Origin of the sequence: uncultured Nostoc sp., from assembly GCF_964245575.1 — a bacterium.
Taxonomy (GTDB): domain Bacteria; phylum Cyanobacteriota; class Cyanobacteriia; order Cyanobacteriales; family Nostocaceae; genus Nostoc.
Window position 1 is genome coordinate 7,167 of record NZ_CAXTNP010000061.1, and the last position, 24,131, is coordinate 31,297.

A 24,131-nucleotide genomic window follows, 5' to 3' on the forward strand; every position below is an offset into this window, starting at 1 on the left:
GAGCAGTTATGGGAGTATGATGAACCAGATGTTGAACCAATAACGTCAGCACCTGAAAATGCCTCTAGTGAGGAAACATTCACCGAGAATTTAGAGGAACTGGTATTGGAGTATCAAAGGGAAGATGCCCAAACCACAATACCCGAAAATTTCCCTCTCCCCGCAGCAGAAGATTCAATCACCTCATTAGCCCAACTGAGGTTCGATGATGAAGTTGTTCAACGTACAACAGGAGCAAATCTCCTTTCCACTAGACAAAGAACTGAATTAACAACTTCTCCCTCAGTGGAAACCTGGGATAACACTTTGACCAATTTAGAGCCAAATGTGGCTAATGCATTAGATGAGTTATGGGTGAGATTGGATCAAAGTACCAATTTAGTCCAGCAACTTGCTTCTAATTTGGCAGTTCAAAGCAGCAATCCCCCTGGTATAGTTGAGCGACATAGCGATAATCCTCTTACCCAAGCTCAAGGGTGGTTTTATCAAGGTCTAAGCCAAGCAAAAACAGGTGATTTGTTAGGCGCGATCGCATCTTATGACAAAGCCATCGAACTTCAACCAGAATTATCAGAGTATTGGTTTAACCGAGGCTTGACGCTGTTCCATTTAGAACGTTTTGATGAAGCGATCGCATCTTACGAAACCGCCACACGACTGAAACCCAACTTCTACAAAGCTTGGTACAACCGGGGTGGAACTCTCGGAGAATTAGGATACTTTGAAAAAGCGATCGCTTCTTTTGACAAAGCCATAGAAATCAAGCCAGACTACCAAGAAGCTTGGTCTAGCAAGGGTTTAGCTTTGTTAAAGTTAGGTTGGCTACCAGAAGCTATTTCTAGTTATAACCAAGCGCTGCATTTGGAACCAGAAGACCAAGAAAATTGGTATCACCGTGGTATAGCCCTAGCTGTCGGCGAACAATTTGCCGAAGCGATTATATCTTACGACAAAGCGCTAGAAATTGACCCAGAGTATCACGAAGTTTGGATAGACCGAGGTGTAGTGCTGTTTAATTTAGGAAGATGGTCAGAAGCGATCGCCTCCTGGGATAAAGCACTTTCAGTTCAATCCGACTTCTACTTAGCTTGGTACAACCGAGGTATAGCGTTAGATAACTTAGGACGTAGACAAGAAGCGATCGCATCCTATCAACAAACGATCGCCATTAAACCCGACTTCCACTTAGCTTGGTATAATCAGGCAGTAGCATTGTTTTATTTAGAACAATTTGTTGAAGCGATCGCCTGTTATGACAAGGCTTTGCAAATTAAACAAGATTATTGGGAAGCTTGGATTGGTCGAGGAACTGCGATCGGTAATTTAGTGAACTCTGAAGCATTGCTGATTTCGAGTAGGATCACAGCGACAAATCCCACCTTACAACAGGGCGGCTACGAGGGGAAATTAGCCAGCTACGAGGAAGGGTTAAAGCATTTGCGGACAGATACCCATCCAGAAGGTTGGGGTAGATTGCATTTTGCGATCGCTAATACTTATTACGACCAAGGCAAAAAAAATACTAATCCCCGCGATTATTGGCGCAAAGCCGCATCTGAGTACCATCAAGCGCTGTTAACCCTCACACTAGAATATTTTCCTCAGTTGCACCTAGAGGTTTTGCAATCTCTAAGCAAAGTGCTGATGGGTTTGGGGCAAACAACACAAGTTCAAGAATTGCTGCAACGCGGTACAGATTTATTGCGACAATTGCTGAATGAAGAAACTCGCTCAGACGAAAGTAAAAAACAGTTAGCCCTGAAATTTGCAGGCTTTAATCAATTAGCAGTTGATTTAGCCGTGGAGTCTGGTGATTTAGTTGAAGCTTGGGAAATTGCCGAACAAGGCAAAAATGCTTGTTTAAACTGGCTGCTTTATGCCTGGAATGATAATATTTACTCGCCTTATTATGGCGCAATTCAACAACTATTCAATCCCACAACAGCAATTATTTACTGGCACATTAGTCCAGTTGCCTTACACACATTTATTCTCAAAGACCAAGCGCCATCACCGATCCTCCTATTTACACCCATGCAAGATACTGGGGCAATACCTTTAGGAGAAGACGCTATCCGTTTAAATGAATTACCCCTACCCGAAGCAGTACAACGCCTAATTGAATTTGAAACTTGGCTAGAAGATTGGCATCAACAATACCAAGAATATCGCAGCACGGCCCAAGACAAAGAAAGTCAAAGCCAGCATTCTTGGCGAGTTGATATGGAACAGAAGCTATTGCAATTGTATGAAATCCTGAATATTTCCACAATTGCACAGGAACTTGAAGGCATCACCCAACTGGTTTTAATTCCTCACCGTGACTTGTACAGATTGCCCATTCATACCCTTTTCCATCTTCCTTCCCCATCGCCGGAAGAATTGCCGAATGTGGAGTCAAATTTTAGTGTCACCTATCTACCTAGTGCTCAAATAGGTTTATCAATAAGAACTGAAGATATTTGGCAATGGCAAAATCAATTATTGCTTAGTGTTGAACATCCTGAGAGTACGGGTTATCCCACGCTTAAATTTGCTAAACTTGAATCGGAAGTTGTTAGCCAGATATTCAATAATATCCAACGAATTCAAGGGTCAGAAGCTACAAAAAATATTATTGAAAACGCCTTATTTGATAATTACAACATCTTACATTTTACTGGTCATGTCACTAATAATTTAATTGAACCCAAAAAATCAGAATTAGCATTAGCTGGTGAAGACAAACTTACTCTAGATGAAATCTGCCAACAAAATCTAGCAAGTTACAACCTTATTACTCTCTCTGCTTGTGAAAATTTAAGTACTAGCAACCACACTATCAGCAGCGAATATGTGAGTTTAGTGACTGGTTTTGTGAGTCAGGGCGTTCCTCATGTAGTGAGTACTCTCTGGAATGTAGAATCTTCAGCTAGTGCCTTGGTAATGATAGAGTTTTATCGACGATTACAGCCTAATAAATCAGCAGTTACTGCCTTAGCTGAAGCAACCCGATGGCTGAAAGAACTAACTGCTGGAGAATTGACAAAATGGTATGAAGATGTCTTGAACAATCTGCATCCTGAAGAATTACGAATTCAAACTTATTTAGCGACACAACTATATAGAAATAGTAAAATGGCATCAGATAAAAATCTTTATAATCATCCTTACTACTGGGCAGCATTCACGATTACAGGTAAGCCGAATTAATCTTTCGTGCTGCTGCTAAAACTGCTGCTTTATTCCCTGCCGATTCTGGCTTCTTAGAGCTAGAAGTTGTATTTCCAGAGGCAGGACTAGCTCGAGCAACAGCAGTTGGTGTTTGAGACCTAGTACTAGTAGATTCTTCAGGTTTTTTCCCAGAACTACCTAGATCAGCACTGTAAATAACGTTAGTTTTGATCGCTATGGTGGACTAAATAATAAGGTATTCAATCCACCATTGTTGAGTTTAGTTACAAATGAGAGCCGAGGCAGTTAAACCTTGCCTCGTCATCGGAGTCAGCTTTACTCCTGATCAACTTTTTCGATATCATCAGGTGTACCAGTGGAAGAAATTTTTGATGTGCCAGATTTACCTGCACCTGAGTTGCCACCAGAAGCGCCAGCACCCCCTGAGTGTTTAGAGTCCGTGTTGCCTTGTTCTTCTTGAAGCTGTTCAAGGCGGTTTTTTTCTTGAGCTTTATCTTTTTGGTCAGCCATATCTTAAAAACATTTTTTGCGTAGCGATCGCTTTTAACTCTAACATTTTCCCGATTCTTGCAACACCAGAGGCAAATGCTTTTAATTGAGGCTTCTGGACTGGGTTGCTGACAATAGCTCACTCCCTTTAACACTACCTTGTTGATTTTTGGGTTATGAGATTTCCCAAATCCCTTTGCACACATGGCACTGCCTCAAAATTTACGTGCTGGCAAACGTGATTTTAACAGAATTAGTGGGGCGATGAGCAGGAGCAAAAGCTAGCTTTAAATCTAAAGTTTATTAGCGAAAGTTGGCTTTAAATCTAAAATTTAATTAAGCCTAATCTAACTCCCTGCGTCCTTCCAATGCCCTTGCCAGGGTCACTTCGTCGGCGTACTCCAAATCACCACCTACAGGCAAACCAAAGGCAATCCGCGTCACCTTGGTAAATGGCTTCAGTAACTGACCGATATACAGTGTTGTTGTCTCCCCTTCTATACTTGGACTAATTGCGAGAATTACTTCTTGAGGTTTTTGCTGATTCACCCGTCGCTGCAAAGCCAGTATAGTCAACTGTTCTGGCCCAATTCCATCAATTGGCGAAATCACCCCACCCAAAACATGATATTTGCCTTTGTACTCGCGGGTTTTTTCCAGCGCAATCACATCACGAGGATCTGCTACGACACAGATAGTCTTATTGTCACGATTGGGATTACGGCAGATTTCACAAACAGGTTCAGCAGATAAGTGAAAGCAAACAGAACACAAGCCTATCTGTTTTTTCGCCTCAATCAGCGCAGATGCCAAAGCTTCTACTTCTGCTTCTGGTCGCTTTAAAATATGCAAAGCCAGTCGTTGGGCAGATTTGGGGCCAACTCCCGGTAGGCGTTGCAATTGCTCAATTAACCGTGCTAAAGGACGTGCGTAAACCGTTGTCTTGTCTCCAGAATGTTTTTACCTTAACTATGATGACATTCCTACAGAATTTTGGAAGGAAGCGTTTATAGTTTAGTGATGAATCGTGTCTAGAGACACAATTCATCCGGTTTTATGGTTTTATCAACCAGGCGGCCAGTTCAACTGCCGACCTCCTAAAATATGCAGATGTAAGTGGTCGACTGTCTGGCCACCATCATCACCAGTGTTGATCACAACTCGATAACCGTTTTCCAGTCCAGCTTCTTTTGCAACACGTTTGGCGGTTAACAAAAGATGCCCCAACAAAGCATGATCCTGAGATTCAGCATCAGCTAGTGTGGGAATGGGTTTTTTGGGAATGACAAGGATGTGAACAGGCGCTTGCGGGTGGATGTCCTTGAATGCCAGAGCTAAATCATCCTCATAAACAATATCAACGGGAATTTCCCGACGAATGATTTTGCTGAAAATCGTTTCTGTAGTTTCACTCATACCAATCTACCTACTCATCTGCTAGAGATTTTAAAGGTTTACTGTAGTGCTTAGAGGATGTTTGAAAAGTCGTAAAGTATATTAGAAACCCCACTTCCATTCCTCTTCCCACAGCGAGAGAGGCTTTGATGTTACCAAAAATACTTGGTTCTTCAGTTCATTTTATGGAACAGAATAATAAATAAAACCTAAACATAGTCTGTATTCCTTGTGGTGAGTTGGTTTTAAGTCTTTGAGACTTTCTATAAAACTGCAATTTTAATGCTTTACCATAAAACCAACGCAAGAACCAAATACTTTTCAAACATCCTCTTAGATCATTTACATAACAAAATACTCCTTCCTGTGATAAAGTCTTTCATAGATAATATTCGTCCTACTACAGCATAGAGAAAATAATTACAATATTCACTCAACTCTAGGGCGAAAGTTTCATGCTGAGAAAATTGCATATTTTGTGTATCAGTAATTTGGAGGTTTAAGATGAAACAGTCAAAATACTATTTTATTGTTTTTATTATTCTCATAATTAGCATCTTTCTACGTTTCTTTACCTTGCAAAATCAAAGTCTTTGGTTTGATGAAGGCTGGAGTCTAGCTTTATCTAATAGTACAACTGTTCAAGAAAATCTCTCTGAAATTTTAGGTCTAGAAAATGGTGATAAATACCAAGCGCTTTATTATTTGGTCTTTTTTTATTGGCGTTCGGCTTTTGGAAATAGTGAATTTACCCTTCGATCGCTCTCAGCTTTGTTAGGAGTCGGCTCAGTAATTACGATATTCTTTACTTGCCTACGTATTTATGGGAAAAAACATGCTTTATGGTCGTCCACGATCCTAGCGGTTAGTTCTTTCAGCGTATTCTACAGTCAAGATGCCAGACCTTACGCATTATTAATATTTATAGCCTCACTTCAAATATATTTCTTTAGTTATGCAATCAATGTAGATAAGAAGAATAAAATTATTTTTCCATTGCTTTTTGGGATCTTTACTGCTATAGGGACTTTTGGCAGTATTTTGATAATAATCTTTAGTTCATCTCTTTTTCTATCTCATGCTATTGTTTATAAAAACTTAAAACAATTGCTCAAATGGTGGATACCGCCGATAATTTTTTCCTCCCCAATGCTTTGGTTCTACTTGTCTTCACCTGCCGCATCTGATCCCACAGCTACTGCAGTTACTCGTACTGGGTTACCCATAATTCAAAACACGATTTTTGTGATCTACGGTATATTAGTCGGGACATCTTATGGGCCGCCACTAGAGAAATTGCGCGATCAGGAAAAGTTCAATGTGATACTTAGCTATTGGCCTCATTTACTAATATTTATTATTGTCACTGCTGTCATTTTTATAGCTTTAGTAACAAGTTTATTGAGACATAGCAAGAGAAAAAGATATCAACAGGCTGATTATTTTTTTACATCCCTTTTGGTGACATCATTTTTACTAGCGTTTTTGTTTGCTTTGGCGACCAAAATTAATTGGCTACCGCGCCACTCTTTTTATCTATGTATACCAGTTGTCATTCTTATTCCCTCAGCTTTTTTACATAATTATCAGCGTAAGAATAAACTTGATATTTTCCCTCAAGTGACAAAGTTAGCTACAGTCTCTTTACTAAGTATGAATGTTTATTCAAACTTTCAATACTATTTAAATCCAGCCTATGCAAAAGATGACTATCGTTCGGCTGCTCGCTACCTTCTACAACATCGAAATGAATCGGCAAAATCTGTATTGTTATTGGGACAGCCTATATTACTCCAATATTATGGAGATCCATCTACAATATATGCACCAGAACACATTCTAAAAACTGTAGATGGGAAGAATATGGCAGAAAAAATTAGTAGAATAACTAAAAATTCAGATACAGTTTTTATAATAGTTAACCGCGAATTTAGTTGGCAATATAGAGGTGTTTTTAAAAAAGAAATGAGTTATTTATATAACTTGGAAGATCAGGCTGATTGGGCTTATATGAAAATATATCGATTCACAAGAAAGAAGTAAAAAAACTAACTGCCATATTATATAGTTGGGCTTAAAAGGCGATCGCTTTAACGATAATATGATTATTTGGAGTGCGACGCCGAATAGCCCGTCGTAGACATCCCCTTTGAAGCCCATCTGAATTAGTGCGATCGCCTCTACCAGTAGTTACGAATATTATGGGGAATATTATGGGTGCGATCGCCCGTAGTAAAGTATTAGATGCGATCGCATGAAGGGAAAGTATGAATATTAAAGGTGGGTAGGCATAGTAGGGCAAATGTATCTAAATTACTCTTGATCGCAACGAACGTTAAGAACAGAAAAGTTCATCTTTACTTGATAACCGTATTATTTTATACATATAATTTTGTTGATACGGAAGTTTTTTATAAGGATTTGGTGCGTTACGACGTTCCGTCTAACACACCCTACATTTTCATAAATCAAACCAGATTCCTATAATTACAAGAAAATCAAAACAGTTTTCGGACTCATCTACGACCAAAAACTATAATTTTTAGGGCTTACGCATTGGCAAGGTCTATTTCCGATCCCAGGATAATTAAGAAAAGCCTGAAACAACCTCAAGATTGTTAATCCACATCACGATGCATTTGTACAGTGCGTAAGTTATAAATTTTTTAAGAAAATTGCGATACTGCCTTGTTTAGCAGCGCCTTTTTTAGAACTGATGCAGCTTGAAGGTAAAAAAGCTTTAATCCCAAAATATACGGTTACAGGATTGATTCTTTCCATACCAGAAGCTGCAATTGCTCTTGATAAGCCAGACTACTGCCAACAGCTACAATATATTTTGCAAATAGGACAGGATGCTTAACATACAATAATAGTGCTATATCTTTGTAGTTGAAAATTTTAATAAACCACAAAGGCTTAAAAAAATCACAAAGCCAACTTTTGCAACACAACCGTATTTGATGGCTAAATCAATTGTTTCAACAAAACGCCTTAGCAAACAGTTAATCCGCTGGTTGCTTGAAGAAGACCGACGAGAGAAGAAAAGACCTTACCGCAAGCAAGAAGTACATCGCCAGCATCCTTGGTGGCAGGTGATGTGCTTGACTGGTGTAGATTATTTCTCGACTCTTGGCTATCAACCTGGGATTGCAGCACTGGCTGCTGGCGCTCTTTCTCCTGTGGCTACCCTGGTTCTGGTTTTGCTGACGCTCTTTGGAGCATTGCCAATCTATCGGCGCATTGCTGCCGAAAGCCCTCATGGTGAAGGGTCGATCGCAATGTTAGAGCGTTTGCTCCCTTGGTGGCAAGGCAAATTACTTGTGCTGTGCCTACTCGGCTTTGTGGCAACCGACTTTATTATTACCATTACCTTGTCGGCTGCTGATGCTACAGCCCATATCATCGAAAATCCGCTGGCTCCAAATTGGCTTCACAATCAGACGATCGAAATAACCCTGGTATTAGTTGCATTATTAGGTGCAGTTTTCCTCAAAGGTTTCCGAGAAGCAATTGGTATTGCAGTAGTTTTGGTAGGAGTTTATCTGGTGTTAAACTTCATTGTCGTTAGCGTCGGTCTGTATCAGATCATAACTCACCCTGAAGCGATCGCTAACTGGCAGACTGCACTTTTTGCTCGCCATTCCAACCCTTTGATCCTAATCGGTATCGCTCTTTTGATATTCCCCAAGCTAGCACTGGGATTGTCAGGTTTTGAGACTGGCGTGACCGTTATGGGCCTGGTAAAAGGGAGCAGCAGTGACACTCAAGAGCATTCCAAAGGGCGGCTTCGGAATACACGCAAGCTGCTCACCACTGCTGCTGTGATTATGAGCTTCTTTTTGCTCACCACCAGCTTTATAACCACTCTCCTAATTCCCGCCGCACAATTTGCATCTGGGGGCAAAGCCAACGGACGCGCCCTTGCTTATTTAGCACACCAGCATTTAGGCAATGGTTTTGGCACAATTTACGATCTAAGTACTATTTCCATTTTGTGGTTTGCAGGTGCATCTGCAATGGCAGGGTTGCTGAATATAGTGCCTCGCTACCTACCACGCTATGGCATGGCACCCAATTGGGCACGAACAACGCGACCTTTAGTGTTAGTCTACACAGCGATCGCTTTTGTTGTCACAATTATCTTCAGAGCAAATGTGGAAGCCCAAGGTGGGGCTTATGCAACTGGTGTGCTTGTGTTAATTACCTCAGCTGCCTTTGCCGTCACCCTATCAGCCCACCGTCACAGAGAGAAGCGGGCAAGACTCCTCTTTGCAATCATCACACTGTTGTTTATATATACTACTGTTGTCAATATCATCGAAAGACCAGAAGGGATTAGGATAGCTGGGTTTTTCATCGGGGCGATCATTTTTACCTCGCTGGTTTCTCGTGTTTGGCGTTCAACGGAACTGCGAACAGACCGGATCGAAGTTGACGAACTTGCTCGCCAATTCCTTGCCGAAGAGAGCCAGGGAGCAATACGGCTAATTGCTAATCGCTTGAATACGGGTGATGTCTTAGAGTATTTTATGAAAGAGAAAGAAGTGCGCGAGGACAACCATATTCCAGCTAACGATCCAATTCTTTTTCTAGAGATTCGGGTATCAGATGCTTCGGAGTTTGCAGATATCATCAAAGTAAAAGGGGTGCAAGTTGGTGATTACCGCATCCTCCGGGCTGAGAGTGCAGCAGTACCTAATGCGATCGCGGCTTTACTACTCTATATTCGTGACCAAACAGGTAAGATTCCCCATGCCTACTTCGGCTGGGTTGAGGGCAACCCCATACAATATTTACTGCGTTTTATCTTGTTTGGGGAAGGTGATATTGCTGTGGTCACCCGTGAAGTACTCCGTCGGGCTGAAAAGGATCCCCACATGCGTCCTGGCGTTCATGTCGGCGGGTGAGGCTGGGGGGTTTTGGAAGTTGCTAAATTATCCTGCTTTCTCTGCAATGCCGGGAAGAGAAAATTTATAGCCATTCTCATTTGAATGAGGGACACGGCAATGCCGTGTCCCTACGAGTATCTGTGTTATCTGTATTGGGCTATAGTGAAGCTCACATAACTTCAAGAGTACTCATAATGAATCAGATACAACTGACTTTAAGTATTGTTTACCTGTTCATGACATACTATTTTCTAAGCAATTGGTTAATCTTTTCCCTACGTCATCCTACTTCCACTCCAGAAGATAAATTTTTATCGGTTGTGATGTTTTTGGTCACAACTATCTTCTGGCCTCTAATGATTCCGATATCTTGTTTAGACATGCTTCAAAAAAAGCAAATAGACTTTAATAAAATGGTTCCTGTTCTCTTAGCAATATTTGTATTTAGTATTTCATATTATTTGACCGAATAAGTAGGTAGGCACGATAAAACCAATATATGTATAGTTTTGTAAAACCGGTGAAATGACGAATCTGTAAGATATATACCGAATTTACATTTCCTTACATACTTGGAAATTTTCTCGCGCACTTACTTACGTCTCTACAAGGGTTCTAGATAACGCATATTTAATTTCACCAGATGTCTATTGATATATAAAGAGAAGTCGGAAGGTTACAAGTCAACCCCCCGACTTCTTTATGCAACACACTGCCTTCACTTCTTAGGCAGTCTATTTATTGAATTTGGAATTTTTTAACGGCGTCTGCTGCCGAAACCAGTTGAGCGGCGGGGTGCTGAACTACGCCCACTACCAAAACTACTACCAGAATCACGTCTAGGTGAAGTGGCTCTGCCAGATGGTCGCAACGTACTACCACCAAAACCAGAACCAGAAGGACGGTTATTACCTGTAGTGCTACGCGGTGTATTGCGTACAGTTGAATTTCCCGGATATGACCTTCTAATTGTCCCTGTACTGCGGAACGTAGTGCGATTTCTCACGGCTGCGGGTGGTGCATTATAGCGACTTTGGTAACTTTCGACTGCTTGGCCATAACTTCCGCCATATCCACCAAAGCCACTTAATCCTCGGCCTGATTGATAGACAGGAGGTACATAATACTGGGGTCTAAAAAACATACTACCAATTGCCTGACCAGCCAAGCTACCAGCCACAGACCCAGCAAATGGTGCCCAGAAGTTATTTTCTCGACGGACTACAACCGTCTCTTGTTGTCCTGTTTGAGGATTGGTTTTATTCTCGGTAACGTTGTGGACGTACTCGATTTTAAAATCTTCCGTCAGATATAAAATCGGTTGGCCTTTTTCTACCTTCAGATAGGTTTTTTTACCCTGCTTGATTTCATCATCAGTTAACCGTGCCATTTGCAAGTTTTCGGTTGCAAAGGTTGGGGGATTATTGTTAAGTAAAAACAGGCTATACTCACCAGTTGCGTCGTCATAAGTAGCTTGTTGTATTTGATACTGCCCGTCACTCAGCTTGGTGTTAGTAGAAGTTTGGCTAACGTTCTTAGCTGGAGGAGTTGCTTCGTTTCCCCCACCACAAGCAACAGTTGTCATACACAAACTCAGAGCTAAAAAAACGGCTGTAAATTTACGTACTATGGTCATGATCATTGGATTATTGTCCTATCTCTGAGCTTAACAATTTCTCGGTGTGAATAGTAAGTACGGACTATCCAACACATTATAAAGGAATCAATTCCGGGTAATATTGCAACAGTTGGTCGCTAGTGAGTTCATCGCCTAACTGTGCTGGCGAGAAATGCACTTGGATTGCTTTCAATCTATGTTTATAATGCAAATTTATCAATGCTTTGAATCCTTCCTTAAGTGCCTGAACGTTAGAAAGATCAGTTTCTAACTCTGGTACTTCTCCTTCAGAAGCTACTGTAATCATCACAATGACGTTGCGGGTTACAGGTATAGATAAAGATTCATTCAACCCATCAGAACTGTAACTTGGTTCACTAAGATATCTTTGGGCAGAGTCAGTAAATAATTCATTCACGTAATCTCCTGCTTCGCCTTCATTAAAAAATACATCACCTTCGTTGGCAGCAGAAAGCCAATATTCATCGTATTGCAATAGCGTTTGGCTAATTTCTACTAATCCTTCTCCCAAAACTTCTAAATCTCCGTCGGCATCGATCGCATCTCGTCCAGCACTATTTAATACTCCCAAAATTGGTGCTACCTCGCCTCCCCCTAAGTGCAGAAATAGGCGAAAGACTACATAGCGAGTTTGACCCATCATTTTATTAAAGGTATCGCGCATTCTTACCTCCAAATTTTATTTTTTACATTACTCTAATGACTAATGACTAATGACCAATACTTCGGCTTCCCTCGGCTTACTTCGACTACGCTCAGTACAAGTCGCTCGTGACTAATGACTAATAACCAATATAGTGAAATCCTTTGACAAAATCCATAACCATATTTAACGAAGGCAATATATCTTTTGTTGCTTCATTAGATATATCATCATAAGCTGAAGTATTGAGAGCAGAGCGATTAATAAATCTTTTTCCAAACTGGGGATTGTCATGAGCAATCAAAGTGTGGGCGCTGGAATTCGTTAAAATTATTTGGGTTGGTGCTTTACAAAAATTTAACTTTGCAGCTACTTCGATATTTTTTTTCATCTGTTTAATTGTTGTAGTCTGACTCATCGCTTGCTTTATAAGAATATTTAATTCTTTCAGGATTTGGGGTGATTTTAGCGATTTTAAATTTTGGTTTGTAATAACTTCATTGTTAATCATTTCCACCATCCTGGAAATATTATTTTGGGTAGATACCGCATCTAGAAAGGGAAGAATCACAATATAAGCAGTGGAAAATAATGCTTCGTCGCTATTTACATGAAATGTGAAAACAGTTCGACGCGCCCCACTTTCCATACTTGGAGGTTGTTTTAGCCCCCGGTATTCCAGAGCAATTTGATAATAAGCGCCAGCAAGAGCAAAATTGGCTTCGTGTTCTATGGGCGCATCAACAATAATTCGGATTGTTGGCGGTGTTTCGTTAAAAAAATCTCGTGACTCTTGGGAATGGAAGTTTTGGATAATGGAGCGATCGCCTGCCGGGCTAAGATCAACCCATTCACAAATCATGCCTTCGGTTTTTAAACCAAACCTGGAGGTGGCATAAAGTTTTGCCCCAGTTAATGTTGCTCCTGTTAAGTCAGCACCAATCCATTCCGCCCTGATTAATTTTGCCTGAGTTAAATCGGCGTGGATGAAAATTGTATTCGTTAAATTGGCATTGCTTAAATCTGCGCCAATTAAAGTAGCGCCGCTCAATTTTGCACCGCTCAAATCTGCCCACCGGAGATTTGCGCCGTTCAAATCTGCCCATCGGAGGTTCGCCCCGCTCAAATCTGCTCCGCTCAAGTTAGCACGGCTGAGATTCGCTTGTCTGAGTTCGGCATCTCGCAAATTTGCGCCGCTAATGTCACAACGACTCAAATCGCTGGCATGTAAGTTAGCCATCTCTAAATTGGCTCCCGTCAAGGAAGCGCCTTTCAATACGGCCTCGCTCAAGTTAGCGTGACGGAGATTCGCTTGGCGGAGTGTCGCCTCCCGCAGATCGGCACTGGTAAGATTAGCCTGCGATAGATCGGCGCGACTCAGGTCTGCACGAATTAACTCAGCGCGGATCAATGAGGTTCCTTTAAGTTGAGCGCGGGCCAGATCCGCTCGAATCAAATTAGCGACGTTGAGACTGGCGTTATTTAAGATGGCGCTAGATAAATTTGCGCCACTCAGTCTTGCTACATTCAGCAAGGCATTGCTCAAGTTAGCTTCACTCAGATTCGCGCCGCTCAGGTTGACTATACTCAAATGAGCATCGCTAAGATTTACGCCACTGAGTTTGGCCCCACTCAGGTTAGCTTCCGAGAGGTCAACACCATTAAAGTTTAAGACTCCTGCCGCGTATTGTTCCAGTAATTCCTCTACAGTCATCGATGCTACCCCTTGGATGCCAACTTTAATAGTTGGTAAAGTCATAAAAAACGGAATGTCAAAATCAAAAATGAATATTGGGATTTTAGGACTGGGACTTATAGGCGGATCTTTAGGTTTTGATTTGCGATCGCTTGGACATCATATCTTAGGAGTCAGTCGCCGTGAATCCACTTGTAAAAAGGCAGTTGCTCTCGGCAGTGTTGATCAAGCGTCCGTTGATCTGAGCCTATTGGCAGCCGCAGAGGTTGTATTTATTTGTACACCTCTAGCGCTTATTGTGCCCCAATTTAAGGAAATGATCGCTCATTTGTCTGCCGCTACCGTCGTAACTGATGTGGGGTCGGCGAAAGCAGAGATAGTTAAGACGATTTCTCCCCTTTGGGATAATTTTATCGGCGGTCATCCAATGGCGGGAAGGACAGACAGTGGTATAGAAGCTGCACAGCGAGATTTATTTGTTGATAAACCTTATGTACTAACACCTATAAATACAACAATAACTAGTACAATTACGGTTGTGGAGGAAATTGTGCGATCGCTTGGGGCTAAAATTTACTATTGTCAACCAGAGCAACATGACCGCGCTGTTAGTTGGATTTCTCATTTACCTGTAATGGTCAGTTCCTCGTTGATTGCTGCTTGTTTGAGTGAAACTGACCCCGATGTTTTGGAATTAGCCCAAAAGTTAGCTAGTTCAGGTTTTCGAGATACCAGTCGTGTGGGTGGTGGGAATCCAGAGTTGGGTGTGATGATGGCACGGTATAATCGTCAAGCATTGCTGCGATCGCTCCAACAGTATCGACACAATCTCGATGAGTTGACTAACTTAATTGAGCAAGAAAATTGGGCAGTTTTAGAGCAAAAGTTGAAATCAACAGGAAAGGCACGACCTGATTTTGTTGATTAGTTTTAGGGTGCGTTACATTATTTACAACGCACCCAATACTGCGTAGGTTGTGCCTAAAAAAGCACGTTTTATAGTCACCAAACCGATGTATTATACAGATAAATTTACAAAAATCAACAATGGTAGAACGCCCAATTAAGAAATCGGAACGCCAGTCCCAAGGAAGCACTGACAACAATTCCGAAAATAAGGATTCTATGCCTCCTATTGAATCCAACCCCAAAAGCTCAAAACCGAGCCGTAATCGCTCGTCTGACAAAGAGAAAAAAGCATCATCCTATGGAGAAGAAAACAGGCAGAAGGGGAATCCTGCCCTAGCGCGTGGCCCAAAACCTGTTAAACCTCCAGTCAAAGTTAAAACAGAAGAACTTGAAACCGAATCGGAAGCTACTTCTGAGGAGTCTCAAGACTAATATTACAAGTGCTGCATGTGATGTGGGAAGCTATCAGCGTATGGAGACTGGGATTTCTACCTTGAAGGCAGTTATCATACCCCACATCACCATTGGTTTATTTTTTTGTTGAATCCTTTTAGATTAAACTTTACCATTGGTGGATAAAGTCAATCAATTTCTGTAACTAGCAATTGCCACTCAGTTACTACAGTGTTAGATATGTTGAGAACCAATTGCTGTCCACTAGAGAGTGGCACATAGAGTTTAAGTCCATCAGTTGTTGGCAATTTAGGCAAGATATCAGTTAAGTTATATTCGCCCACATTAGGGACGGGTGCATTTAAAGCGTATGCATCCGATGCCTTCAGCAAACTTCGATCTGCTGTCTCAATCAACAATGGTTTGGGGTGAGCAATTTCAACGACACCCGGAAAAGCAACCAAGCGCAACCGCAACTCTTTTACCGGACTATTGTAATTCTGTTTGAACAATAGCACTTGCCAAGCATATCCTTTTTCATCTTTCATAGATACTTGTGAGTGGTAGCGTAAAACACCAGGAGAATCATGGTGTTGACGCAGCAGTGCTTGTGCTGACTGCACACTCCATCCACATCCAGTTAATGCTAGAAAAACAACTAGGGCACAACGCCAAAAATATTGTTGGAATTTTCGCTTCATGTGACACATTTTACAGCAGAATTTACGAGCAGAGCCAGGGATGCAATGCCCTGCTGTCAGACGACAAATGTTTTTTGGTTTCAGCGTGCGGGTAGTGAGTTTTAGTGCTAAGGCTGCGATGTATGCTGGGATAAAGAGCGATGTCTACGGGTTGGCTATGCCTACGCACTATTTGGCTAATGTTAACTAGTGGTGGATTAGCAGGTTTAGCTGGTGTGTGCAAAGTTTTGGGGCTTATTGGTCAACTACGGACTTAGCATTTCTCTTGATTACGGTTATACTGCCATTATTGCTGCCTTTATTGGCTAGTTAAGTCCACTGGATATTATTAATTATCTAGCTTACTAATGACCCTTTTGTACCTAAGCGGCCAATTAGTCCAGAAGATTAAATTGGGACTTCCTTTAGCTTTAGCTAGGATGTTTCAAGGTATTTTATTTTTTTATTTTTTTAGCAACAGATATATTAATTGACAATCGAGTCCGAGTGAGGTGACAGGGAATTGGGGAATAAGAAGTAGGAAAAGGGGAGACAAGAGCAAAGTAACTCTTGACTAATGACTAATGACTAATATTTAGGGAGATTTAATGTGTCTAATCATAAATTATCGCTGTTTCTAAAAGTAGCAACTATTACATTAGCTGCTGGTGTAAGTAGTGTAAGTATCAGTTTGCTTGTAGGCACAACTAGACTTGACCAACTGTTGGGAATTCAAAAGCCAAAAAGCGAGACTGCTAAAACAAGTTTAGATAGGACAATGAGTGCATCTGCTCAGTCTATCACCCCAGCCATAGTCCAGATGAATGTGCCAAAGTCTTTTGAGGGAACAATCGTTTATCAAGCGAAACTGAAAGCAAATGAGAAAGTCATCGCCCTGACTTTTGATGATGGCCCTAGCCCCAAAAATACGGCGCAGATTTTAGAAATTTTGAAGAAAAATAATATCAAGGCGACATTCTTCATGGTTGGGCAAATGGTGAAATATTTTCCCCAAGTTGCCAAGCAAGTGGCTGCTGATGGTCATGTAATTGGCAATCATACATGGCATCATTGGTATTTTCAAATGGATGGAGCCACTGCATCTAGTGAAATTGATCGCACAGCAGACATCATCTACAAGACGACAGGAGAGAAAACGACTCTATTTCGTCCCCCCGGCGGCTTTCTGAATAATGGACTAGCCCAATACGCCAAAAACAAGAAGTACGCTGTCATGATGTGGTCAGAACAGTCAGGAGACGCTGAACGTCGTTCGCCTCAAGTGCCAATGCTGGTTAAAAATGTGCTTAAACAGGCAAAACCAGGTGCAATTGTACTGTTGCATGATGGGGGCGGAAATCGTTCCAAATCTGTCAAGGCTTTACCAGAGATGATCGCAGGTTTGAAGACCCAAGGCTATCAATTTGTAACGATTCCCCAATTACTGAAAATGCAAGCCCAAGAAGAAAGTGCGGTAACAGCAGTATCATCGGTAACCACAAATCATGAACATCCAAACCATCAGCTTAATCATCAGTGATAGGCTACGGGTAGTTACACTTCTAACTTTGCTGACAATATTGGTTTGTCTCATTAATTTTGCTGGGTTCGTAGTAAGCACTTCAGTGCTTAAAAATCTAGTACATATAATTTGATACACGCTGCCATAAATGAAAAGCCCGCTCCTGGTCATCTAGGATGACACGCTGATTATTGCGAATGTCGGGACGTATTTCAAAACCTCGGATGGTAGTAATAGGAGCATCTCTATAACCAATGTTTTCGGTTAAAGTAATATACTCAGCACATTCTTCTGATGAAAGAATATTGTCTAACGTGAAAATTTTGTTGCCAAGCAAATTTTACTTGGTCATGGTTGAGCCGATTAAGATTTAAGTTTTCTGATAATGTAAACTAAGCATTTGTTTTGGAAAGCACAGTTAGTTTCCATAATCTATCTTCAAACTATAACCCCAGCATTATCGAGATATCCTCCCGCAGTTGTTTAATCCGTTTCAAATTTTTACATACAATCTAAAAGATTTCATAATGCAACACCTCACAGACTCCAGCCCTACAATCGCAAGCACACACGATTGTAGGGTTTTTTATTTTTCAGTTCCAGACGATAAGCAGTCTTTTCTGGAATTGAGCTAGCCGCAATGCATCGGCTTCTAAAATCTAGTTTCATACTCAACTAGGAATTGATTTTCATCCCCTAAATTAGTTAAGCCTCGCATCAAAATTTCATCATTGAGTCGATAAAGCACGTTATAACGGAAAGACTCATCTGTAGATAAAGGCCGTGATAAAGAGGCAGAGAAATTTCTATTGATATCAAACACACCCTCTGCTGATAAATTCAGAACTGAAGCTGTCGTTGTTTCATTACTAGTGGTTGGGGTGGGAAATATCCGAAATTCGCTAAAACCAACAGCCTGTCCGATCGCAGTAATAGTTCCTTGCAAACCACCTAAAATGGTAGAACTAGCGAAATTAGTCAGCCCTTGTCCTGCATTTGCTTGTTGACCAAAAGAATTCAGAATCGAGCCACCCAGTAGAGCAACTATTTCTCCTTTACTACGGCTAGGTTCACTTGTCAACTCTAGATTGTTGCCCAATTTACTAGCTGGGCCGTTGACCCTGGCTTGAACAGTAACGGTACGTAAAGTCCCGAAGTTGCTAGCAGAAATATCGCTGACTTCACCAGACAATGGTGATTCCAAAATTTGACTGTTTCTTGCTGATGTTTCCGGTACAATTGCGGTAAGTCGAACATCCAAAGTAGGGTCGAGTCCTTGACTTGGAATAAACCGCGCAGTTTGTTCGTAACCTCGGGCCAAGGTAAACTCAGTGGAAAATAAGCTGATTCGTCCTCCTGTCAGACGAATCACTCCTTCAGGAAGCGGCTTGGCTAATGTACCATTAATCGTCAAGTCACCTTTGGCGTCAAAGCTCAATAGCGGCTGACTGAATGCGGCTCCTCCTGGTATAAAGTTGAGTGGTGACTGGGTGGTAACACGAATATCGTCGTCTAAATTTAACCTTAAATCTGCAAACTGTATAGGTAAATTGGGTGGAGTCACTGCACTAGCGTTAGGATCTGCTGTAGTAACTGGGGTAGCATTACTCTCTGCTGTAGGTGTGAGATTAACTTTAACCTCTTCTCTATTTATGACGTTATTGTTAGCTTGAGTTGTAGCTGCTGATTTTTTTGTCTTAGCAGTAGTATTTCCAATAATTACCTGACCATCACTGAGCTGAATCTCTCCACCAATTAAAGGTTTTAGTGCTGTTCCGCGAATTACAATATCGCCACCAACACCGCCTTGATACAGTCCTGGAAGCTTAAAATTGAGTTTGTCTGCTATTGATACTGTCAGGGGATTGGCTAGGGCTTGCTGAGGATCAAAAATTGGCAGGATACCTGATGCATTTATTTGCCCTTTATTGTAAATGCCTTGGATACCTGAGACATTCACTGTATTACCATTAAATTGCGCTGTCCCTGTAACATTCGTTAGGGGTTCAGATAAGGCTTGAGCGCGAAAAGTTGCATTGTTGAGTGTGGCATTTCCGTTAATAATTGGTTCGTTTAAAGTACCCCGAACGTTTAAATCTACTTGTCCTTGACCATCTACCCAAGCGACTTGATTGTTGGTCAACAGGTTTAACAGTGCCAATCCTTCATTGTTCACGCTGGCGTTGATGCTGATTTGATTGCTATCTGGTTGCACTTTGGCAAAAGGCAAAGCAGCAGGTACGCTACCTGTAATTGCAACTGGTTGGGTTCCAGTTACTAACAAAGTACTGTCAAAATTCAAGCGAGCATTGTTGTAGTCAAAATTCACCTGTCCTGTTTGCACAGGTTGCTTGTTGAGAGTCGCATTGGCTAGTGCCACTTTTCCTTGCACTCTCGGATCTTGTAAATTACCTCCCAAGGTGGCATCAGCATTTACATTACCAGTGATATCTATCGGGTATTTTTCTATAAAAGGTTGTAAAAGCGATAGAGGTAGACTTGCTACATTCAACTTTCCAGATAGTTGCTCAGTTCCTAACTGTCCGGTAAAAGCCACCAGTCCTTGATTTATCCCAACACTCAACGGCGAAAGTGTGACGACACCATCAGCAAAATTGCCTTGAGCAACGACTTGATTAATGGAGTATTCACCCCATTGCCAATTAGCACCTTGGAAATTAAAGCCGACATTTAACCCAGATTTTAACGAGCCATTAGCTGTAATTCCTCCGCTCAAAACACCCGTTAATTCTGCAAGGGTGGGCAAAGATGCGTCTTTTTTGGTTTCTTGTTGCTGTTGTTTTGCTACGGATGTCGCAATATTAGAAAAATATGCTAGCTGTGTTTTCAAATCTGCGTTGGGCAAACTGACAGGCTTGGTATTAAGTACTTCTGCTCCAGCCAACTTCGGAGGCTGCAACCCGGTATTAAGGTCTTTAAAATTAAAGATATTAAACGCTTGTAATAGTCTCTCAACTCTGGCTTGGTCTAAATTAGCTTGGAATTGAAATTGCGGGTCATTCCCTGTTTTTACATTTCCACTCAGAGCGATGTTACTATCTGCAATCCGCAATTGACCATTAGTCAAGCTAGCAGTACCATCAGCATAATTGATGCTGCCGCGAAATTCATCTGCTGCGACTCTGGCAACACGAGGCCCTACGATCGCCACATCTCCCGCAACTGCATAATTATTCAAATTAACAACTAAATTTCCCGATAATTGCCCCCCCAAAGGTTTCAGTTGATTGTTAGGTAAAAAGCCCCCAATCAAAGCTATGGGAAACTGTTGGGCGTTGATGAGCAAGTTATCTCCCTCGGTTCTACCTGTGCTAACTGCCCCATCCCGTTGAACTAAAAATGAAGTTGGACGATAATCTGCACCCAAGTTAAGTGCAATCCTATCTTGCTTCCCGGCTAATTGCAGACTTGCTCCTTGTCCTCCTTGAAAATTCACGTTTCCAGTTAAAAGTGGGTCAAATTTCAAGTTACTCACATTGAAATTCCGCAGTCGGATATTACCATTGGCTTGAGGTACATCTGGAGTGCCTGTGACTTTTCCATTAAAATCAACTAGCCCCGCTACCGCTACGTCACCAGGAACTTTAAAGCCAGTATTTTTGAGGTTGAAATTCTGCGCCAGTACATTCAGATTAAATCCCGTAATTTGGGGTGCGCCAGTTGGTGGAGTTTGAACAGCGATCGCACCATTAGCACTCAATCCTGCGGTACTTGCGTTTTCTACGATAATCTGCTCTCCATTCCACTGCACTTGCGCTGTGAGCGGTTGTGCTAGCAGCGCTAACCCTTGAGATAGGCGGATTTGTCCGGCGGCTCGAATATCTGCAAGCTGGAAAGATTTTGCTGTGCCTGCTAATTGGATATTACTATTGAGCCGTCCACCTAATTGTGGTGAGAAACGGTTGAGTTGAATTTGGGAAACGTTGGCAAGCACTTGCCAGCGACCAGTATCAAAGCTAACATTTTTCAGATTAACCGTACCTCCTGCTACATTCAGCCTTGCTTGTCCTGTGGCTTGAATAGTTGAGGGTTGGAAAGAAGTAGTGCTTCCTGACAAATTCAAGGCGACATTGCTTAAAACTCCCTGGAACTGAGGTGGTATCTGTCCAAAACGGCTCAATTGCAGTTGTTGGGCATTTACAAAAGCCTGCCAGCGTTGTTGTACAACTTGACCTCTAGCCCTGATTGTCCCGCCTGCCACGTTCAAAACCGCATCTGGAAAGACGATATTCTGTCCTTGTTTGGTAACAACAGCTCGCCCGCTAATGGGATAGGTGGCTTTCGGCGCTTGCACCCGCGCTACTGTTTGCAGATTGCTCAGAGTACCAGAAATATTGGCATTTGCTGATACATTTCCAATGGTGATGGCGGGTGAGGAGTTGTACGCTTTGGCGATCGCATCTCCTGGTAAATTTTGTGCTTGGACATTCAACGCCACCCTACCTTGCGGTGAAAGCTGAAGTTGACCACTAGCTGTTACTTGCCCTCCCACCTCTGGATTTGCTTGAACGCTAGCAACATTTACGTTTAATGGTCTACCTAGAGAACCAGTAACTTTGGCGTTCGCAGATATACCACCGATATTAATTGGAGTTGAAATACCGTAACCTTGAGCGATCGCATTTCCTGGTAAATTTTGAGCTTGAATACCTAAAGCTACTTCACCTTGGGGAGCTAGTTGAACTTGACCACTGGCTGTAATTTTTCCTCCGGTTGGCGGCGTTATTTGAACACTGGAAACATCAAGTTTTAATGGTTGTTTGCCAAGTGAACCAGTAACTTCTGCTTTTGCTGAAATATTGCCAACTGCGATCGGTAGAGCGACGCCGTAGCTTTGCGCTAGTATATCCCCGGATACACCATCAACTTGAGCATTAAATATTACGTTGTCTTTGGTTCCGATATTAGCTTGACCGCCTCCTGTGATTTGACCACCTGCTGCGGGGACTATTTTCAGATTGGAGACAGCAATTTGAGATGCAGTTTGAGATACATTCAAGCGGAAGTCAGTATTGACGGCTGTGAAGAGAACGCGGTCAACTTGAATAGGTTTTGTATTGCTTACCGTACCGCTAGCGACTGGTTGCTGTAGTGTGCCGCCTAACTTAATATTTGCTTGAATTTCGCCACTAGCTGGGACTGACGAATTTACATTTAGCGTGTCTAAGATATTTTTTGCACTAACAGGTTTTATTTGAGCAGAGACATTAAAACCTGTTTGGGTATTAATTGTTCCATTAGCCACAATAGGAACTTTGCCAAAGTTCGTATTCAGATTTTCTAAAGAAACTGTCTGACCTTGAAATAAAAATCTGCTATTAAAATTAGAAACTTGCTGAGGAACCTTAGGAATTTTAGCAGCGATTTGATTAGCTGTAGCTGTTCCTGTAACGGCTATTTCTGAGAGTTTCGGTGGAATCTGAACCCCTAAGTCAGCTTCTATTCGCCCTGCTTGCAAGGCAATTGGCAACTCAATTAATCGACTGATATCAGATGCTTGTAAATTTTGTGTTTGCAGCTTGAGGTTAGTTTGTTGAGCTTTTATTTGTGTCTCACCAGAGATTTTAACTGCGCCTCCTCTAGCGAGTTGACCATTAATGTCATAACCAATTCTTTGATTTTGATCAAAAAATCGGGCAATACCACCAAATTGATTTAATATTACTGACCCTTTCGGTCTAGTTGGTGCGGAAGCTGGCGATAACTCTACATTTCCATCTTGAATTTGAAGTGTCTCCAACTCAGTTTGAATAGCGCCTTTTCCTTCCCCAGCCTTGACTTGGGCTGTAACCCAGCGACCATCTCGATCCTGTTGGATGTAAACATTGGGTTGAACTAATGTGACATTTAATGCTAGTTTTCGCGTTAGGAGGAGTTGCAGAGGTGAGAACTGTACATCTAAAGCTTTTGCTACTACCTGATCTGGATCGGTGGAAGTTGCTGGTATTGATAGAGAGCTAAATCTTAGACTATTTAGCGAAAAACGTTCAACTTTCCCTACTTGTACTGGACGCCCAAGCAATTCTTCGAGATTTTGCTGTACTAATGGTGCTAAATCTTTATATATGTAGTTTCTAGCCCACCAAGCACCGACTGCAATTCCAACCAGCAAAACAACACCGAGAGCCAAACTGATACGTCCTAAGAGAAGGAGCCATAAACGACTATTAGGTGGTTTCTGGTCATTTTCTGATTTTGGAGAGTGCTTCATTATAGTTACAACACTTTTATCTAAAATAATCCGAGAGACAGGCTAGTACCGCAAGGCAAAAGTCAAAAGCTCTAATTTTGGACTTTCTAGCTGTAATGAAATAGTAAGTTTATTTCCACCTACCTGTGCTAATAGGAGTTGTATCAGCTAGTTGCAAGTAATATATATCGAGTAACAATTTATTACCGCGACATTAGTTGTTCTCGGCTTTCAATTTGGAGATTGAATCTAGAGTATGGTACTTAATTAGCACTTCCTCAATCTGAGCAGTAATTAAGGCTATTCTCTGCTTCACCTTTTGAAAGTCTATAGTCATCCAAATAGTTGTCTGACAAATTGTCCCTCCTTTCTGTTAGGCAAAGTAGATGATTAGCATGTCTTTTATCACAATACTTATATTGCGAGCAACTATCTTTTGTACAAAGAATTGATATCTTAAGATAGATTTTATTTGCTTTTTAGATTAT

17 protein-coding genes are annotated in these 24,131 nt (G+C 41.6%); 7 read left to right on the forward strand and 10 right to left on the reverse strand.

Annotation, left to right across the window (positions count from 1 at the left end):
• The coding region (locus ACFFAP_RS12215; protein WP_375511465.1) for a CHAT domain-containing protein at positions 1–3,192 on the forward strand (3,192 nt) is incomplete at its 5' end.
• A gap of 297 nt (positions 3,193–3,489) precedes the next feature.
• Here ACFFAP_RS12215 and ACFFAP_RS12220 read toward each other — a convergent pair.
• The 3 genes from ACFFAP_RS12220 to ACFFAP_RS12230 all read right to left on the reverse strand — a co-directional run bounded on the left by ACFFAP_RS12220 (position 3,490) and on the right by ACFFAP_RS12230 (position 5,079).
• Positions 3,490–3,684, reverse strand: coding sequence for a hypothetical protein (locus ACFFAP_RS12220; protein WP_375511466.1), 195 nt, complete (start codon positions 3,682–3,684; stop codon positions 3,490–3,492).
• Between the two features lie 321 nt (positions 3,685–4,005).
• A complete protein-coding gene (gene recR, locus ACFFAP_RS12225; protein ID WP_375511467.1) occupies positions 4,006–4,563 on the reverse strand; it encodes a recombination mediator RecR in 558 nt (185 codons plus the stop codon).
• A 165-nt stretch (positions 4,564–4,728) separates the two neighbouring features.
• Positions 4,729–5,079 carry a histidine triad nucleotide-binding protein gene (locus ACFFAP_RS12230; protein WP_375511468.1) on the reverse strand — a complete coding sequence of 117 codons (351 nt, stop codon included), beginning with the start codon at positions 5,077–5,079 and terminating at the stop codon, positions 4,729–4,731.
• Between the two features lie 483 nt (positions 5,080–5,562).
• Here ACFFAP_RS12230 and ACFFAP_RS12235 point away from each other — a divergent pair, with 483 nt between their 5' ends.
• Positions 5,563–7,101, forward strand: coding sequence for a glycosyltransferase family 39 protein (locus ACFFAP_RS12235; protein WP_375511469.1), 1,539 nt, complete (start codon positions 5,563–5,565; stop codon positions 7,099–7,101).
• A gap of 31 nt (positions 7,102–7,132) precedes the next feature.
• On the opposite strand, the gene ACFFAP_RS12240 is transcribed toward ACFFAP_RS12235, so the two are convergent.
• Entirely contained in the window at positions 7,133–7,360 is a 228-nt protein-coding gene (locus ACFFAP_RS12240) for a hypothetical protein (RefSeq protein ID WP_375511470.1), read from the reverse strand.
• A 414-nt stretch (positions 7,361–7,774) separates the two neighbouring features.
• On the opposite strand from ACFFAP_RS12240, the gene ACFFAP_RS12245 reads away from it, so the two are divergent.
• Both ACFFAP_RS12245 and ACFFAP_RS12250 read left to right on the forward strand, forming a co-directional pair.
• Positions 7,775–7,921, forward strand: a complete 147-nt coding sequence (locus ACFFAP_RS12245; RefSeq protein ID WP_375511471.1) for a hypothetical protein — start codon at positions 7,775–7,777, stop codon at positions 7,919–7,921.
• 100 nt (positions 7,922–8,021) lie between these two features.
• A complete protein-coding gene (locus ACFFAP_RS12250; protein WP_375511472.1) occupies positions 8,022–9,968 on the forward strand; it encodes an amino acid transporter in 1,947 nt (648 codons plus the stop codon).
• A gap of 739 nt (positions 9,969–10,707) precedes the next feature.
• Here the strand turns inward: ACFFAP_RS12250 and ACFFAP_RS12255 are convergent.
• From ACFFAP_RS12255 to ACFFAP_RS12265, 3 genes are all read right to left on the reverse strand, one after another.
• The gene (locus ACFFAP_RS12255) at positions 10,708–11,592 is read right to left on the reverse strand and encodes a hypothetical protein (RefSeq protein WP_375511473.1); all 885 of its coding nucleotides are present in this window, start codon (positions 11,590–11,592) and stop codon (positions 10,708–10,710) included.
• Positions 11,593–11,662: 70 nt separating this feature from the next.
• Positions 11,663–12,253, reverse strand: a complete 591-nt coding sequence (locus tag ACFFAP_RS12260) for a DUF1517 domain-containing protein (RefSeq protein ID WP_375511474.1) — start codon at positions 12,251–12,253, stop codon at positions 11,663–11,665.
• 118 nt (positions 12,254–12,371) lie between these two features.
• Positions 12,372–13,946 (reverse strand): pentapeptide repeat-containing protein, encoded by a 1,575-nt coding sequence (locus ACFFAP_RS12265; protein ID WP_375511482.1) that lies wholly within the window; start codon positions 13,944–13,946, stop codon positions 12,372–12,374.
• Positions 13,947–14,016: 70 nt separating this feature from the next.
• Here ACFFAP_RS12265 and ACFFAP_RS12270 point away from each other — a divergent pair, with 70 nt between their 5' ends.
• The gene (locus tag ACFFAP_RS12270; protein ID WP_375511483.1) at positions 14,017–14,856 is read left to right on the forward strand and encodes a prephenate/arogenate dehydrogenase; all 840 of its coding nucleotides are present in this window, start codon (positions 14,017–14,019) and stop codon (positions 14,854–14,856) included.
• 119 nt (positions 14,857–14,975) lie between these two features.
• Complete coding sequence (locus ACFFAP_RS12275; protein ID WP_375511475.1) at positions 14,976–15,269, forward strand: hypothetical protein; 294 nt, start codon at positions 14,976–14,978, stop codon at positions 15,267–15,269.
• Between the two features lie 149 nt (positions 15,270–15,418).
• On the opposite strand, the gene ACFFAP_RS12280 is transcribed toward ACFFAP_RS12275, so the two are convergent.
• Positions 15,419–15,931, reverse strand: coding sequence for a DUF3122 domain-containing protein (locus ACFFAP_RS12280; protein ID WP_375511476.1), 513 nt, complete (start codon positions 15,929–15,931; stop codon positions 15,419–15,421).
• 589 nt (positions 15,932–16,520) lie between these two features.
• On the opposite strand from ACFFAP_RS12280, the gene ACFFAP_RS12285 reads away from it, so the two are divergent.
• Positions 16,521–17,450: a polysaccharide deacetylase family protein gene (locus ACFFAP_RS12285; RefSeq protein WP_375511477.1), complete on the forward strand. Its 930-nt coding sequence runs from the start codon at positions 16,521–16,523 to the stop codon at positions 17,448–17,450.
• 97 nt (positions 17,451–17,547) lie between these two features.
• Here the strand turns inward: ACFFAP_RS12285 and ACFFAP_RS12290 are convergent, their stop codons facing one another.
• The gene (locus tag ACFFAP_RS12290) at positions 17,548–17,769 is read right to left on the reverse strand and encodes a hypothetical protein (RefSeq protein ID WP_375511478.1); all 222 of its coding nucleotides are present in this window, start codon (positions 17,767–17,769) and stop codon (positions 17,548–17,550) included.
• Between the two features lie 315 nt (positions 17,770–18,084).
• Positions 18,085–23,664, reverse strand: a complete 5,580-nt coding sequence (locus tag ACFFAP_RS12295) for a translocation/assembly module TamB domain-containing protein (protein WP_375511479.1) — start codon at positions 23,662–23,664, stop codon at positions 18,085–18,087.
• Between the last annotated feature and the right edge of the window lie 467 nt (positions 23,665–24,131).

Bases quoted from the DNA above. Each gene is read 5' to 3' on its own strand.
- ACFFAP_RS12260 (WP_375511474.1), bottom strand. From the start codon at position 12,253: ATGCGCGATACCTTTAATAAAATGATGGGTCAAACTCGCTATGTAGTC.
- ACFFAP_RS12220 (WP_375511466.1), bottom strand. From the start codon at position 3,684: ATGGCTGACCAAAAAGATAAAGCTCAAGAAAAAAACCGCCTTGAACAG.
- ACFFAP_RS12250 (WP_375511472.1), top strand. From the start codon at position 8,022: ATGGCTAAATCAATTGTTTCAACAAAACGCCTTAGCAAACAGTTAATC.
- ACFFAP_RS12280 (WP_375511476.1), bottom strand. From the start codon at position 15,931: ATGAAGCGAAAATTCCAACAATATTTTTGGCGTTGTGCCCTAGTTGTT.
- ACFFAP_RS12245 (WP_375511471.1), top strand. From the start codon at position 7,775: ATGCAGCTTGAAGGTAAAAAAGCTTTAATCCCAAAATATACGGTTACA.
- ACFFAP_RS12270 (WP_375511483.1), top strand. From the start codon at position 14,017: ATGAATATTGGGATTTTAGGACTGGGACTTATAGGCGGATCTTTAGGT.
- ACFFAP_RS12265 (WP_375511482.1), bottom strand. From the start codon at position 13,946: ATGACTGTAGAGGAATTACTGGAACAATACGCGGCAGGAGTCTTAAAC.
- ACFFAP_RS12295 (WP_375511479.1), bottom strand. From the start codon at position 23,664: ATGAAGCACTCTCCAAAATCAGAAAATGACCAGAAACCACCTAATAGT.
- ACFFAP_RS12255 (WP_375511473.1), bottom strand. From the start codon at position 11,592: ATGATCATGACCATAGTACGTAAATTTACAGCCGTTTTTTTAGCTCTG.
- ACFFAP_RS12275 (WP_375511475.1), top strand. From the start codon at position 14,976: ATGGTAGAACGCCCAATTAAGAAATCGGAACGCCAGTCCCAAGGAAGC.
- ACFFAP_RS12230 (WP_375511468.1), bottom strand. From the start codon at position 5,079: ATGAGTGAAACTACAGAAACGATTTTCAGCAAAATCATTCGTCGGGAA.
- ACFFAP_RS12235 (WP_375511469.1), top strand. From the start codon at position 5,563: ATGAAACAGTCAAAATACTATTTTATTGTTTTTATTATTCTCATAATT.